General features: G+C 56.4%; 14 protein-coding genes. All 14 read right to left on the bottom strand.

Features of this window, described 5'->3' with window-relative positions; all coding sequences use genetic code 11:
- Positions 1-42 precede the first annotated feature (42 nt).
- Positions 43-2,406 (bottom strand): FtsK/SpoIIIE family DNA translocase, encoded by a 2,364-nt coding sequence (locus G3578_RS02645; RefSeq protein WP_165208313.1) that lies wholly within the window; start codon positions 2,404-2,406, stop codon positions 43-45.
- A gap of 99 nt (positions 2,407-2,505) precedes the next feature.
- On the bottom strand, positions 2,506-2,736 hold the full coding sequence (locus tag G3578_RS02640; protein WP_165208311.1) for a YlzJ-like family protein: 231 nt from the start codon (positions 2,734-2,736) through the stop codon (positions 2,506-2,508).
- Entirely contained in the window at positions 2,733-3,512 is a 780-nt protein-coding gene (locus G3578_RS02635) for a ClpP family protease (protein ID WP_165208310.1), read from the bottom strand. The genes G3578_RS02640 and G3578_RS02635 overlap by 4 nt, the downstream gene beginning before the upstream one ends.
- 183 nt (positions 3,513-3,695) lie before the next feature.
- Complete coding sequence (locus tag G3578_RS02630) at positions 3,696-5,372, bottom strand: ribonuclease J (RefSeq protein WP_165208309.1); 1,677 nt, start codon at positions 5,370-5,372, stop codon at positions 3,696-3,698.
- Between the two features lie 303 nt (positions 5,373-5,675).
- Entirely contained in the window at positions 5,676-6,548 is an 873-nt protein-coding gene (gene dapA, locus G3578_RS02625; protein ID WP_165208308.1) for a 4-hydroxy-tetrahydrodipicolinate synthase, read from the bottom strand.
- A 15-nt stretch (positions 6,549-6,563) separates the two neighbouring features.
- Positions 6,564-7,790 carry an aspartate kinase gene (gene dapG, locus G3578_RS02620; RefSeq protein ID WP_165208307.1) on the bottom strand — a complete coding sequence of 409 codons (1,227 nt, stop codon included), beginning with the start codon at positions 7,788-7,790 and terminating at the stop codon, positions 6,564-6,566.
- Between the two features lie 11 nt (positions 7,791-7,801).
- A complete protein-coding gene (locus G3578_RS02615; protein WP_165208306.1) occupies positions 7,802-8,842 on the bottom strand; it encodes an aspartate-semialdehyde dehydrogenase in 1,041 nt (346 codons plus the stop codon).
- Between the two features lie 37 nt (positions 8,843-8,879).
- A complete protein-coding gene (locus G3578_RS02610; RefSeq protein ID WP_165208305.1) occupies positions 8,880-9,476 on the bottom strand; it encodes a dipicolinate synthase subunit B in 597 nt (198 codons plus the stop codon).
- A complete protein-coding gene (gene dpsA, locus G3578_RS02605) occupies positions 9,473-10,372 on the bottom strand; it encodes a dipicolinate synthase subunit DpsA (protein ID WP_165208304.1) in 900 nt (299 codons plus the stop codon). The genes G3578_RS02610 and dpsA overlap by 4 nt, the downstream gene beginning before the upstream one ends.
- 151 nt (positions 10,373-10,523) lie before the next feature.
- Positions 10,524-10,784, bottom strand: coding sequence for a YlmC/YmxH family sporulation protein (locus G3578_RS02600; protein ID WP_165208303.1), 261 nt, complete (start codon positions 10,782-10,784; stop codon positions 10,524-10,526).
- 165 nt (positions 10,785-10,949) lie between these two features.
- Positions 10,950-12,206 (bottom strand): insulinase family protein, encoded by a 1,257-nt coding sequence (locus G3578_RS02595; protein ID WP_165208301.1) that lies wholly within the window; start codon positions 12,204-12,206, stop codon positions 10,950-10,952.
- 120 nt (positions 12,207-12,326) lie between these two features.
- Entirely contained in the window at positions 12,327-13,313 is a 987-nt protein-coding gene (locus G3578_RS02590) for a polysaccharide deacetylase family protein (protein ID WP_346773942.1), read from the bottom strand.
- 137 nt (positions 13,314-13,450) lie between these two features.
- A complete protein-coding gene (locus tag G3578_RS02585) occupies positions 13,451-15,574 on the bottom strand; it encodes a polyribonucleotide nucleotidyltransferase (protein ID WP_165208299.1) in 2,124 nt (707 codons plus the stop codon).
- 130 nt (positions 15,575-15,704) lie between these two features.
- The gene (gene rpsO, locus G3578_RS02580) at positions 15,705-15,974 is read right to left on the bottom strand and encodes a 30S ribosomal protein S15 (protein ID WP_165208297.1); all 270 of its coding nucleotides are present in this window, start codon (positions 15,972-15,974) and stop codon (positions 15,705-15,707) included.
- Between the last annotated feature and the right edge of the window lie 93 nt (positions 15,975-16,067).

Genomic DNA, 16,067 nt, shown 5'->3' with positions numbered 1-16,067 from the left:
AAAATTTGTCCCATTTCACCAGACAGGAAGGCTTGCAGCCGGTCAGGAAATGTGGCTTTCCGCCGGAGGCCGCGGTACGCGCACCTCGCGCGGCTTGCTGCCTTCATAAGGCCCGACGATGCCCTGGGCTTCCATCATGTCGATCAGCCTGGCGGCGCGGGTGTAGCCGATCCGCAGCCGGCGCTGCAGCAGGGAGGCCGAAGCGGATTGGGCCTCCACCACAATCTGCACGGCCTGGTCAAACAATTCGTCATCGACGACCGCTTGCTGCTCTTCCGCCGTTTCTTCGGGGATCATTTCCTCGTGATAGGCTGCCTCCTGCTGGTCCTTGACGAAGCGGACCACCTCCTCCACTTCCTTGTCCGATACGAACGCTCCCTGCACGCGGATCGGCTTGGACGCTCCCATCGGCAAAAACAGCATATCCCCGCGCCCCAGCAGCTTCTCCGCCCCGCCCATGTCCAGAATGGTGCGGGAATCCGCCATGGAGGAAACGCCGAAGGCAATGCGGGACGGGATATTGGCCTTGATCACGCCGGTGATCACGTCGACGGACGGCCGCTGTGTCGCGATAATCAGATGAATGCCGGCAGCCCGGGCCATCTGGGCGAGACGGCAGATCGCATCCTCCACTTCCCCCGGAGCCACCATCATCAAGTCGGCCAGCTCGTCGACGATCACCACGATATACGGCAGTTTGGCCGCTTTCATGCCCGCATCCATCTGCAAGCCGATCTGCTGGTTGTACATCTCGATATTGCGGGCCCCCGTCTTGGCAAAAAGGTTGTAGCGCCTCTCCATCTCCGCCACCACTTTTTTCAGGGCGACGGAGGCACGGCGCGGGTCTGTCACAACGGGTGCCAGGAGGTGGGGGATGCCGTTGTAGACATTCAGCTCCACCATCTTGGGGTCGACCATCATCAGTTTCACTTCGTCCGGACGCGCCTTGAACAGGAGGCTCATGATCAAGCTGTTAATGCAGACCGATTTGCCGCTTCCGGTCGCGCCGGCGACCAGCAGGTGGGGCATCTTCGCCAGATCGGCGACAATCGGTTCCCCCGAGATATCCCGTCCCAACGCCACGGTCAGCTTGCCGCCGGCGTCCTGGTATTGGGGAGATTCCAGCACTTCCCGAAGCGACACGACGGCCACTTCGGCATTGGGCACCTCGATGCCGATGGCCGATTTGCCGGGGATCGGCGCTTCGATCCGGATATCTTTGGCGGCCAGCGCCAGCGCCAGGTCATCGGTCAGACTGACGATCCGGCTCACCTTCACCCCGGTTGCCGGCTGAATCTCATAGCGGGTGACCGCAGGACCCCGGTGAACCTCCGAAACGATGGCGCTGACGCCGAAGCTTTTGAGCGTCTGCACAAGCTTGGCGGCATTGGACGTGTGATCAACCTCTTTGCCGGGTATGTATGCCTTGGGACGGGACAGCATGTCCAGACTGGGGATAAGATAGGGAGCGGGATTGATCTCTTCGCTTTCCAGGGTGCCAAAAATGGCTTCCTCCCCTTCCAGGGAGAATGTGATTTCCTTGGCGATCGGGACGATCGGCTTACCGCTGACCGGCTGTTCCTCTTCCGCCAACAGCCGCTCCGCAAAGTCGCGGATCACGGGAGCAACCGGCACCTCTTCGGCTGCCTGCGGTTCGTTCACGTCCGTCGTCGCATCGTTTTCGTCATCGCCCGCGACAGGCGGCGAAACGGCGGCTGCCGTTTTCTCCGCTTTCCGTTTTTCTTTCTGCTCCTTCCGTTTTTCGCTTTCTTCCTGCAGCAGCTGGAGCGAATCCTTTATGGACTCTTTGCCTTTCTCATACAGCTGCTGCGTTCTGTTTTTGACAAACAGCAGGATCTCCACGTACGAAAGATTAAACAGGAACATGAGCCCCACCAGGTAGAGCAGGCCGATGATCAGCCCCGTGCCGATCGTGCCAAACAAGCTGTTGCACAGGGCGAAAAGCAGGGCTCCGATCATGCCCCCCGCCACATCCGTCGTGGAAACCTTTTGACTCTGATCCAGCCACAGATGATCCCAGGTTACCCGGACAATGCTTTGGTCGGCAAATCGGCCGTTCGCGGTGATCTCTTCGTAAAATTGCAAATGCGCCCACAGCAGGGTGGCCACAAGAAGAAGAAAGGACCCAAACACCTGCGAGTTCACCCGAAATGGTTTGCGGGTAAACATGGTATACAGGGAAAAACCGATCAACAGCAGCGGGATCACAAAGTCGTAGGATCCGGCCAGAAACCGAAAGAAAAAAGAGAGCACATGTTTCCCTAGCCAGCCGCTTTCCAACAGGCCGATGAGGGAAAGCACGATGACGACGAGACCAGTCAGCTCAATCTTTGCTACCGAGGCCCATGCCACATTGGTTTTTTTTCGCTCTCTGCCCACTGGCATGCCTCCTCCCGGATAGAATGAAAAGGCAGCCGACTTGTTACCGGCTGCGACTAATCTTAGTATACCACAGGAATTTGAGAGAAATACAGGGAGAATTCGCTACGAAAAATCGGGTTGAAAGGAGATGGTTTGACCCGGCGCATAACGGGGATTCAAGTAATCCTGCGGATTGGGGGAAATCAGCCGAATGATTCTGCCCTGATATTTTCCCGTGGGCTCCACCAACATCTTCACGCCGCCTCCCATGTCAACTTCCTGGATCTCCTGCTTCTCCACCTTGTGAAAGTCGGCGTACACCAGTTCCAACGGCATGGGGGTATAGAGTATCATTGCGTGATCTTCTCCTCCGTGCGTGCCTTTTCAATCAGTTCATTCAATTTTTTCAGCGCCTTGCCCAGTCCCCCCACCTCGTCGATCAACCCGTACTTCACGGCATCGGCTCCGATCACATTGGTTCCGATATCGCGCGTCAGCTCGCCCGTTCTCAGCATCAGATCCTTGAACTGCTCCTGCGTGATCCGGGAATGCTTGGCGATGAATTGCACGACGCGATCCTGCATCTTGTCCAGATATTCAAAGGTTTGGGGAACGCCGATGACCAGGCCGGTAAGCCGGATCGGATGGATCGTCATGGTCGCCGTTTCCGCAATGAACGAATAGTTGCCGGCCACCGCGATCGGCACGCCGATGCTGTGTCCGCCCCCCAGCACCAATGTCACCACCGGCTTGGTCAGGGAAGCGACCATCTCGGCGATCGCCAGTCCGGCCTCCACATCCCCCCCCACCGTGTTCAGCAGGACCAGCACGCCTTCGATTTTGCTGTTCTGCTCGGCTGCCACAAGCTGGGGGATGATGTGTTCGTATTTCGTCGTTTTGTTCTGGGGAGGAAGTTGAATATGCCCTTCCACCTGGCCGATGATCGACAGGCAATAGATATTGCTTTCGAGCTGCGGCACATTGGTTTGCCCCAATTGTGTAATGGTGTCGAGAATGCGCTTTTTGGCATCTTCCCCTCCCGGCATCTCATCCGGGGTGGGCGGCTGCGGCTCCTGATTGTTGGAGAACGGGGGACGATTGAGAAAATCGGTATATTTCCCTGCGGGCATCTTGGTAACCTCCTTCGCTTTCCTTCTTTAGTATGGATAGCCAAAGGCAGATTGATGCACCGGCACGGCGCAAGCGGACGGCTGCGTTCAAGTGGGATCCCTGTGGCAAATTCCGGCACAAACAGGAAAGGAGCCGGTCCATCCTCTTCGCAAGGATGGCCGACTCCCTTCCACGTCTGCGCACTATACTTCCATGATGATCGGCAGGATCATCGGGCGGCGCCGCGTCTGGTCATACAAGAAGCGGCCCAGTGCGTCCTTCACGTTGTTTTTCAACGAAGACCATTCATTCACGTTTTCTTCCATACATTTTAGCAGTGTTTGGGTGACGATTCGGTTCGCTTCGTCTAGCAGAGTCTCCGATTCGCGAACATAGACAAATCCGCGGGAAATGATATCAGGACCGGACAAAATCGTACCGTTTTGTTTGCTGAGTGTAACGACAACTACCAGTATGCCATCTTGAGACAGTAATTTGCGGTCGCGTAAAACAATATTGCCGACGTCCCCGACGCCGAGTCCATCGATCAGCACATTGCCGGCATGCACTTTCGGGCCGTAACGGGCGACACCCCCGGAGATCTCCACGGTATCGCCGTTATCCAGCAGGAAAATATTCTCCGACGGGATGCCGACCTGCTCGGCAAGAATGCCGTGCATGCGCAGCATACGGAATTCCCCGTGTATCGGGATGAAATATTTGGGCCGGATCAGGTTGAGCATCAGGCGAAGCTCTTCCTGGCTGCCGTGTCCGGAAACGTGTACGGTGCCATTCGGACCATGTCCGCCATAAATCACTTCGGCTCCCGCCCGATACAATTGGTCGATCGTGCGGGCCACATATTTTTCATTGCCAGGGATCGGGGTTGCGGCAATGATTACGGTATCTCCCGGAAGGATGTCGATTTTCCGATGGGCGGATCGGGCCATGCGGGTGAGCGCGGACATGGGCTCACCCTGACTTCCGGTTGACAGTATTACCACCTGATCGGCTGGAAGCTTGTTGATCTCATCCACTTCCACGATCAAGCCTTTTGGTGCACGCAGATATCCTAAATCCATGCTGATGTTGATCACGTTCACCATGCTGCGGCCGACTACCGTTACTTTGCGGTTGTACATGACGGCAGCATCCAGCACCTGTTGGATGCGATGAACGTTGGAAGCAAACGTGGAGACCACGATGCGGCCTTCCGCTCTGCGAAACACGTCCTTAATGGCTTCCCCGACGGCGCGTTCGGAGCCGGTAAAGCCCGGACGCTCCGCATTGGTGCTGTCAGACAACAGGCACAGAACGCCCCGTTCTCCGATCATGGCCATTTTGGCGATGTCAGCCGCTTGACCGCTCACAGGCGTCTGATCGAACTTGAAGTCACCCGTGTGCACAATCGTCCCTTCCGGTGTTTCCAGGCAGACGCCGACGCTGTCGGGAATGCTGTGATTAACACGGAAAAACGTCGCTTTTACCGATCCAAGCTGAATTTCCGAATCGGTGGTGATCAAATGACGCTTGGTTGTGTTTAGGATGCCCGCTTCCTTCAGTTTTGCTTCAATCAATCCAAGGGTGAGTTTGGTTGCGTATACGGGTACATTCAGATGCTTCAGTACATAGCTTAATCCGCCGATGTGATCCTCATGTCCGTGTGTGATAATAATGCCGCGAACCTTGTCGCGGTTTTCCTCCAGGTACGTGATGTCCGGTATCACCATGTCGATTCCCAGCATTTCTTCCTCCGGGAACTTCAGACCGGCGTCGATCACCACGATGTCATCGTCCGAACGGATCACGTACATGTTCTTCCCAATTTCGCCTACTCCGCCCAGGGCGAAAATGAGAACGCTGTGTTGAGACTTGTGCAAAGTTGAACCTCCTATATTTAGTTGTCATTACACTCTTTTTAACCGCCCCAAATCACTTGTATTCATTATACCCGAAAGAAAAAGGCAAACACAAGTGAGAAAAACCCCGCCGACTTAAGCTAACGCTCTTGTCGGCGGGGGCCCCCAACTTTTCTTACATCGCTTTATCATTTAAAGAGTTTAAACTTTTCAATATGGTATGAAAACCCACCCGCCAATCGAATGACGCGGGCAGGCTCGGGCCGCACAGCAAAACACCCGGTAGCAGCAGGATGCTGTGCCGGGTGAGTAAGAGGCTGGGCATTATTTCCGAGGCAGAATGGATTGGACGAACGCACGCTCTTCTTCGGTAAGATCGACCAACGGCAGGCGTACGCCGCCCACCGGTACGCCGATGAGTTCCAGGGCCGTCTTCGTTGGCACCGGGCTCGGGTAGGCGAACAGCCCTTCAAAGACCGGCAGCAGCTTGCGGTGGATCGATGCCGCCCGGGCATGATTGCCGGCAAAAAAGGCGGAGATCATCTCCGTCATGTCAGCACCCACCACGTGGCTCGCCACGCTGACGATGCCTACGCCGCCGATGGCGAGCACCGGCAGGGTCAGCCCGTCATCGCCGCTGTACAATTCGAAGCCTTCCGGCGCATGCTCGATGATCTGGGCCATCTGGGAGAGATTGCCCGATGCTTCCTTGATGCAGACGACATTGGGCAGCTGCGCCAGCCGGAGCGTGGTTTGTGCGGTCATGTTCACGCCGGTGCGGGTAGGCACGTTGTACAGCATCACCGGCAGCGTCGTCGCCTCCGCAACCGCCTTGAAGTGCTGGTACAACCCTTCCTGGGAAGGACGGCTGTAATACGGAGCCACCACCATGACGGCATCGACGCCCGTCTCTGCAGCCGCTTGGGTAAATTCGATGCTGGATGCCGTATTGTTGCTGCCGGTGCCGGCGATCACATGGCAGCGTCCCTTTACGTATGACACCACATGGCGGAATAGTTCCAGCTTTTCGGCTGCCGACAGCGTCGGCGATTCACCGGTGGTGCCGCTCACAACCAACCCTTCCGTTCCCGTCGCCAGCAGGTGATCAATCAGCCGTTCCGTTTTGTCAAAATCAATCCGAAGCTGTTCGTCAAACGGTGTGACCATCGCGGTAACCAGACGCCCAAAATGTGCCACAAAGAATCAGTCCTTTCACTTTCGGCCAGAATGTAATTGGAATTGGCGGTGCAAGGCGCGAATGGCCTTCACCATATCCGCTTCATGGAGCAGGACCCAGATGGTGGTGTGGGAGTCGGCCGACTGCAAAATCTGAATGTCTTCATTGGTCAGCGCCTCCACGATCTGGGCCATCACGCCCGGAACCCCCGCCATGCCCGCTCCTACCACGGAGACCTTGGCGCAGTGCGGCAGAATCTGCGGCTCATACCCCATCTCCCGCAGGATGCCGACCGCCTTGTCAGCCATCTGGTCATGGACGGTATAGGCAACGCCAAGCGGATTGACATTGATGAAATCCACACTGATATGATGCTGCGCCATGGCCTTGAATACCCGCAGCTGCGTGTCATACTGCCCTTCCTTGGCAAACACCTTGATTTGGGTGATATTGGGGACGTGGGCGATCCCCATGATCAGGCGATCCCTGACAGGGCCGCTGATCCGCCCGATCTCATGCAGGGTTGTCACCAGCGTGCCTTCGTCGTCCGAGAAGGTGGAGCGTACGCGGATCGGGACATGGGCCTGCATGGCGATCTCCACGGCGCGCGGGTGGATCACCTTGGCGCCAAGATGGGCCATGTTGCAGATCTCAGTATAGGTAACCGCTTCGAGGGGTTGGGCTTCCTCAACGATCCGCGGATCAGCCGTCATGATGCCATTGACGTCCGTAAAGATGTCAACCATCTCGGCCTGCAGGGCAACGCCCAGCGCGGTGGCCGTCGTATCGCTGCCGCCGCGTCCCAGCGTCGTGATCTCCCAGTCGGCCGTCCTGCCTTGAAAGCCGGGTACGATGACGACCTTTCCCGCTTCCAGCTCCTGTTTGATCCGCTTGGGGTCGATCGACAGAATCTGGGCGTTGGAAAAATCATCGGTCGTGATGATGTTGGCCTGGCCCCCCGTCAAAATGGTGGCCCGTATCCCCCGTTCGTTCAGCTGGCTGCACATGACCGCAGCCGAGATGATTTCTCCGGTATGAAGAAGCAGATCCGTCTCACGCGCCGGCAGACTGTTGCCGTTCTCCCGGATCAGCTGCAGCAAGGTATCCGTTGCGTACGGGTCGCCTTTGCGCCCCATCGCCGAAACAACGACAACGAGCGCGTACCCTTCCGACAGCGCTCGTTCGATATGGGTAATGGCTCTTGCCCGACAATCCGCGGTTGTCAGGGAGGAACCACCAAATTTTTGGACGAGAATTTTCACCTTTCTCTCTCCTACCGTTCAGCCTTGATAAGTTCCTCCGCGATTTGCACGGTATTCCATGCCGCTCCCTTCAGCAGGTTGTCGGACACAATCCACAGATGCAGGCCGCGCGGATGATGCAGGTCGCGCCGCACGCGTCCCACAAAGACCTCCAGCTTGCCGGCCGCTTCGGTTGCCAGCGGGTAACGCTGCTGGGCGGGATCATCCACCAGCACAACCCCTGGAGCGTCATGCAGCAAAGCTTTCACTTCCTCCAGCTCGAAATCCTGCTTCAACTCCACGTAAACGGCTTCGGAGTGGCCGTACACGACCGGAATACGCACGCAGGTAGCGGATACCAGAACATTGTCGTCCTCGAGGATCTTCTTCGTCTCGTTGACCATTTTCATCTCTTCAAAAGTGAAGCCGTTCTCGGTAAAGACGTCAATTTGCGGAATCGCGTTGAAGGCGATCTGGTGATGCACCGGCAGTTTCGCTACCGGCAGCACCTTGGGTTCCACCGGTTTGCCGTCCAGCACGTCGCGCGACTGCGTCAGCAGTTCGTTGATCGCGGACGCCCCGGCGCCGGAAACGGCCTGATAGGTGGAGACGATGATGCGGTCAATGCCAAAACGGTCATACAGAGGCTTCAAGGCAGCCACCATCTGAATGGTCGAGCAGTTCGGATTCGCGATGATGCCTTTATGGGAGAACGCGGCGTGCATGTTCACTTCCGGCACGACGAGCGGCACTTCCGGATCCATCCGGAATGCGCTGGTGTTGTCGATCACCACGGCGCCATGGCGTGCCGCGTGCGGCGCCAGCTCCTTGCTGACAGCCCCGCCCGCGCTGAAAAGGGCAAAGTGAACGCCGACAAAACTATCCGGTTTGGCTTCCTCAATCGTGATCGCTTTTCCTTTGAACGTTACCGTTTTCCCCGCCGAACGGCCCGAAGCAAGCAGCTTCAGTTCATTCACGGGAAAATTGCGCTCCTCCAGAAGGGAAATGATGTGCTGTCCAACAGCACCCGTCGCGCCGACAACGGCAACATTGTACGTCTTCTGGTTCATCATTTTTCTCCTCCCACGACCGGTAAAAATCATGTATCGGTTAATAGAGATACCTTTCGATCAGCAGCGGCTGCAGCTGCCTGCCATCCAGGGCGGCCTCACACGTCTCCTTGATCAAGTCCATGCGGGCTACGAGAGAATTCGGTTTCTTCTCCGGCGCATCCTGCCCGAACGGCACAAAAAAAATATTTTTGGCGGTCAAAAGTTTCGCGATGTTGGCAAAATTAAGCCCCAAACCATCGTTAGTGGAGATGGCCACCACGATCGGGCGCAAGTTGCGCATGGTCGCCTTGGCTGCCATCAACACGGCGCTGTCGGTGATCGCATTGGCCAGGCGGCTCGTCGTGTTTCCCGTGCACGGCGCGATCACCATGGCATCAAACAGCTTGGACGGCCCCAGCGGTTCCGCTTCCGGAATGGTGGCGATGATTTTCTCCCCGGTGATTTCGACCAGCTGCTTCTGCCAATCGGCAGAAGTGCCGAAGCGCGTATCCGTTGTCATCACCGTATGGGTAACGACCGGGATAACCCGCGCCCCCGCTTCGACGACCCGTTTGATCTGCGGCATCGTCTCCTCAAACGTGCAGTGTGAGCCCGACAAGCCCCAGCCAATCGTTTTGCCCTTCAGGTCGCTCATGCTGATACCTCCCGGTTTGCGCATTGTTCGGCAATCAAGCGGGACAGCGTGTTCGCAAGAATCTGTCCTGCCGTTTTCGGCGCAACAATACCAGGCAGCCCGGGAGCGAGCAAGGCCTTGACGCCGCGCCGTTCCGCAAAGCGAAAATCGGTTCCCCCCGGTTTGGAGGCGAGGTCCAGTATGAAGGTTGACTGCGGCATCTGGGCAATCACTTCTGCCGTAAGAATCAGGTGCGGGATCGTGTTGAAAATGATGTCAGCATTGGTTACCTGCTGTTTCAATTCGCTGAGATGGAAAGGTGTGATCCCCATCTCATAGATACGAGCTATGTGTTCCGGACGTTTTGCCCCGACTCTGACGCGGGCACCCAGGGCGTGCAAAGCGCGTGCCAGCGACATACCCACCCTGCCGAGTCCAAGGACGATCACCTGTGAGCCGTGGATGGTGATATCCGTATTCTGGATCGCCATCATCAGCGCGCCTTCCATCGTGGGAATCGAGTTGTAGATGGCCACATCATCGCGGTCCAGCAGTTCGACGAGCGGGATCTGCCGTTTGGCGAGCAGCGCCTTCAAATAAGGCTTCGCCATCCCCGTGTAAACCACGCACGACTGCGGCAGGGCATCTGCGTGTTCCTCCACCAGCTGCAGCGGCTTCGAGCAGAAGATGCTCTCGACAATCCCGTGATCATCGGTGCCCACCATGGGCAGGACGAGTGCGTCAACGTCTTTCAACACATCGCATGTTAATGGTTTTTTCGTTGCCCCTGTGAAGATGCTCTCCAGGTTGTCAAAGCCGATCAGCGTAACGCTTGCGTCGAGCTGGATGCAGCGTTTGATCACTTCCAGCTGCCGCATGTCACCGCCGACGAAGGCAACATGTATCCCCGTTAGCATGCTGCGTTCCCCTTTCCACACATTTTACTGCATTAAACAAGCGAAACGCAAAAGGTTTTTTCCGTGCGACTGCACAAAAGACGGAATTCGGAAAAAAGCGTTGCGATCTACCCCATCCTATTCGAAACCCCATGGTTAGGTGACAATGAACCTATTTGCCCGCTACCTGGTTGTTCGCCTTCAGCCCGCCGACGATGATCATATCAGGTCCGATCTTCACAATCGCGTTCCAGGGGATCACCACCTCCTCCTTCCGTTTTCCCCATCCCCAAAATGAGGATTCCGGCAGGATGATGGCCGTAATCTCGCCGGTAGCGGCATTGATTTCCAGATCCGATTGCCCGATCACCCCCATGCGCTCTCCGGTATCAAGGCCGATAATCTCCTTGCCGCTGAATTCGCTCAGCCGCATCGCTCCCCACCTCCTGCGTCCGGAACATCATGTCCGTTTTGGTATCATATACGCGAAAAAATCCGGCCTATGCCGGATTTTTCCCCGCTGCGGGAACAGAAGACCGCTGTGAAACAAAAATGGCTGCCGATTTTATCGACAGCCTGAGAGGGGCATCCCCTCTTCTCAGCGAACCAGGACATCGTTTTTCACGTTATCTGGGAAACCTTCCAGCGGACTTACCATCGCCAGCGCCATGCTGGAACGGAACAGCTCGCGGGCGACGGCCTGGACCGAAGCGTGGGTGACCTTGTCGATTTTGGCGATGATCTCATCCAGGCTGAAATGCCTGCCCAGCAGCAGCTCGTTTTTGCCCAGCCGGTTCATGCGGCTGTTGGTGCTCTCCAGGCTGAGCATCAGGCTGCCTTTCAACTGCTCTTTTCCCTTGTTCAGCTCTTTGTCGGTAATCCCTTTTTCGCATACGTCCGCCAGGATATGGGAGACGATGTCGAACACCTGGCCCACATGCTCCGGCGCCGTTCCCGTATAGATGGTAAAGGTGCCCGTCTCCTTATAGGCGGAATGGTAGGAATAGACCGAATAGGCGAGGCCCCTTTCTTCCCTGATCTCCTGGAAGAGACGGGAGCTCATGCTGCCTCCCAGGATGTTGTTGAGCAGGATCAGCGAATAAATATCATCATGGCCGACATGATAACCGGGCAGCGCGATGCAGAGATGGGCCTGTTCCGTCGCTTTCTGCTGGACGATCGTCCCGGCTGCAAAGCCCGGGGGCTGCAGGTCAACCGCCTGGCCTGGGCGGGCAAAGGCGGAAAAACGGGCCTTGATCGCGTCGAGCAGCGCGTCGTCAAAGTTGCCTGCAACGGTAATGACCGTGTTCTCCGGCAGATAACGCTTTTCGATATAGTGAAGCAGGTCATCCCGGGTCAAACGACGCAGCACATCCTCCGTTCCCAGAATGGAATAGCCGAGCGGATGCGCCGAGAAGGAGGCCCTGGCAATCAGATCATGCACAAGATCGTCGGGCGTGTCTTCATACATGCTGATCTCTTCGATGACGACGTTTTTCTCTTTTTCGATTTCGTCGCTGTCAAATACGGACTCAAAAAACATGTCGGCCAGCACGTTCAATGCCATCGGGGCATGCTGGTCGAGCACGCGCGCGTAGTAACACGTATACTCTTTTGACGTGAACGCGTTGACATTTCCCCCGATTTCGTCAAATGTTTCCGCGATCTCCTTCGCGGTGCGGGAAGTCGTTCCCTTGAAAAACATGTGTTCAAGGAAATGGGAAATGCCATTGATGGTGTCGTTTTCATATTTGGAACCGGTCCCCACCCAAATCCCCAATGCCACAGAGCGTACGGATGGAATCTTCTCCGTCACAATGCGCAGACCGTTTTCGCAAATGTATCGCTGAATCACAGAAATCCTCCTTTGGAATGAAAGCAAAACGTTGGCAGGTTTTTCTCCAGCTGCGCCGGTCATGTACGAACATGTCTAACTATAACAAAATTCATATATTCCCACAACATGAGATGAGCCTTATGGTGCACTTAGCCGCCGCTCATCCAAAACCTCCGACACGGTCGTCGCTTTCAACCCTTTTTGTTTGGCGATCATCAGGAGCTGTTCCAGGCCCTTGGCGGAGACATCGGTGGGATGCATCAGAATCAGCACCCCATTCCCCATCTTTCCTGCCACACGGTTGACCATCTCTTGCAAGGGCGGGTTCCGCCAATCAACGGTGTCGGCTGTCCACAGGATGGTTTTCATGCCGAACTCCTGCCGGGCGATGGTGACGACCTGCTGCCCAAACGCTCCCGATGGCGGCGCGAACAAGCGCGGCGTGATGCCCAGCGTCTGTTTGATGACCGCTTGCGTTTTCCCGATTTCCTGGCGGATTCTCTCAGCCGACAGCCTGCTCATGTCGGGATGGGAATAGGCATGATTGCCGATCTCATGGCCGCGCTGGGCAATTTTTCGGGCGAGCTCCGGATATCTGCGCACCCAGGAACCGTCCAGAAAAAACGTGGTTTTTACACCGTAGTGGTCCAGCGTATTCAAGATCCGGTCCAGATGTTCATTTCCCCAAGCCACATTGATCATGAAGGAGACGACCGGCTTCTGTTCATTTCCACGATAAATCGGGTAAGCTCCCAGCTGGTCGAGCGTAACAGAAGGCGGAACTTCCCGATAGACAAGCTGATCCGGTATCAGCAAGCCCGTCTGTTCCATACGCGCAAGCGACTTCTCCTCGTCAACGGCCAGACCGTAATAACCGGGAATGGCTCCTTTCCAAACCGGATCGATCCGGGCATCGACGGGTGCTTGTTCCCGCGTCTTGCGCCATTCCGCAATCAGTTTGCGCCGCTCATCCGTACTCTCCTTCATGGGCAGGTTCGCCTCAACGGTTCCCTGCTTCACCACGCCCACAAAATGATCGACCGGGGATGAGTTCACCACCGCCAACAGCAGAACCCCCGTGCATGTTCCCGTCACCAGCAGCCGTTTCACATTCTTTCTGGCCACGCTCTCACTCCTTCAAGCTCCCGTCCAAGCAACCTCTTCTCTTGTCCAATGTATGTGGGAAACGGGAAGGGTAGAAGCGCAGGCAAAAAGAAAAAAGCTTTCGATCCCGAAAGATACGAAGCTTTTCTGCAAAGATGTTATTCCGCTTTCGCAGCCGCCTGAGCCGCAGCCTGCTCCTTCAACACCGCTTTGCGGGAGAGGTTGATGCGTCCCTGGTCGTCGATCTCTGTCACTTTCACCATGACCTTGTCGCCGATGGAAACCACATCCTCCGTCTTGGCCACCCGCTCCTCCGCCAGCTGCGAGATATGGCACAGCCCTTCCTTGCCGGCAAACAGCTCGATAAACGCACCGTACTTCTCGATTCGCTTCACAGTTCCCAGATAGGTCTGTCCGACCGTCACTTCGCGGACCAAATCTTCGATGATCTGTTTCGCACGCTGGTTGGCTTCCGCATCGACCGAGGCGATGTAGATGCGGCCATCCTGTTCGATGTCGATTTTTACGCCGGTCTCTTCGATGATTTTGTTGATCACGCGGCCCTGTGGTCCAATCACATCGCGAATCTTGTCCGGATTGATGGTGAGGGTGAGAATCTTCGGTGCATAGGGAGACAGCTCTTTGCGCGGTGCCGGCAGGGTTTCCAGCATGCGTTCCAGAATATACAGCCGGCCTTCTCTCGCTTGGGTGAGCGCCTGCTCCAGAATCTCCCGGTTGATGCCCGCGATCTTGATGTCCATCTGCAGCGCCGTCACGCCTGCTGCCGTACCGGCCACCTTGAAGTCCATGTCGCCGAGATGGTCTTCCATCCCTTGGATGTCCGTCAGAATGGAGAAATTCTGTCCGTCTTCGCTCATGATCAGCCCCATCGCGATCCCTGCCACCGGCGCTTTGATCGGTACGCCCGCATCCATCAATGCAAGCACGCTGGCGCAAATGGATGCCTGAGAGGTGGAACCGTTGGATTCGATCACTTCCGACACCAGACGGATCGTATACGGGAATTCATGCTCCGACGGAATAATCGGTTCGATGGCACGCTCACCCAGCGCACCGTGTCCGATCTCCCGTCGTCCCGGTGCCCGCAGCGGCCGCGCCTCGCCTACGCTGTACGGCGGGAAGTTGTAATGGTGCATGAAGCGCTTCGATTCTTCCAACCCGAGGCCGTCCAGGATCTGCACATCGCCCAGGGCTCCCAACGTACATACGCTGAGGGCCTGCGTCTGTCCTCGCGTAAAGAGGCCGGAGCCGTGCGTGCGGGGCAGGATGGAGACTTCGCTGGAGATCGGGCGGATTTCATTGAGCGCCCGTCCATCCGGGCGGATCTTTTCATGGGTAATCAGGCGGCGTACTTCTTCCTTGACGATGTTGTGCAGCACTTCGTCAATGGCCGCGCCCTGCTCCGGATAAATCGCCTCGAAATGAGCCTTTGTCTCGGCTTTTACGGCATCGATGGCATCGGCGCGGGCCTGCTTCTCTTCAATCCGGATCGCTTCGCGCAGCTTGGCGTCCGCATAGGCGCGCACCGCCTGGTCGATCTCCGGATCAATCTCGTGCAGCACCACTTCCATTTTCGGTTTGCCGATCTCCGCCACGATCTGTTTCTGGAATTCGACGAGCTGCTGAATCACGGTGTGGCCGAACATGATGGCTTCCAGCATCACCTCTTCGGGCACTTCCTTCGCCCCTGCCTCCACCATGTTGATGGCCTGATAGGTCCCTGCCACAACCAGGTGAATGTCGCTCTTTTCCATCTGCTCGACGGTCGGATTGATGATCAGCTCTCCGTCAACGCGTCCGACAATCACGCCGCCGATGGGGCCGTCGAACGGTATCTCCGAGACGCAGAGCGCGGCGGAAGTGCCGATCAGCGCGGCGATTTCGGGCGAGCAGTCCTGATCGACGGACAATACGGTATTGACAACCTGCACTTCGTTGCGAAAACCTTCTGGAAACAACGGGCGGATCGGCCGGTCTACCAGACGGCTGGCAAGAATCGCTTTTTCGCTGGGGCGTCCTTCGCGCTTGATGAAGCCGCCCGGGATTTTCCCGACCGCGTACAAACGTTCTTCATAGTTGACGGTCAGCGGAAAAAAGTCCAGCGCTTTCGGTTCTTTCGAAACCGTTACCGCAGACAGTACCGCCGTATCGCCGTATCTCACCAGCACCGAACCGTGCGCCTGTTTGGCCATCTTGCCAAATTCCAGCGTCAGCTTGCGGCCGGCGAGATCGAAATCATATGTACGGAATTGCTGCTCCATGTGGCTTGCTGTCCTCCTTTGGTTCAATATGACGTCATGAATCTTTTCTACCTGTCTGTATTATTTCCTGCTTGAAGTGAAATAAAATGGGCCAAAAGAAAAAGCGGGATACTCCCGCTTTCCCCGTACGTTAGCGACGCAGACCCAGACGGTCTACCAATGCGCGATAACGCGTAATGTCCTTCTCTTTCAGATAGGTTAAGAGATTGCGACGCTGACCTACCATCTTCAACAGACCACGACGGCTGTGGTGGTCTTTCTTGTGTGTGCGCAGGTGCTCGTTCAGATTGTTGATGTTCTCGGTCAGGATCGCGATCTGAACTTCCGGAGAACCCGTATCGTTCTCATGGGTGCGGAATTCCTGGATCAGCTGGTTTTTACGCTCTTGAGACAGTGCCATGATGACTCACCTCCTTGTCGATATCCCCAACAGCCGAGTCTGCCGCCGGTGAGAGTCGGTCAGCCAAGCTGCGGTTTTGAAAGAACAAAAGGA

The sequence above is a fragment of the Brevibacillus sp. SYP-B805 genome (assembly GCF_011059135.1).
Taxonomy (GTDB): Bacteria; Bacillota; Bacilli; order Brevibacillales; family Brevibacillaceae; genus Brevibacillus_F.
This window is presented reverse-complemented; position numbering and strand designations above follow the sequence as displayed.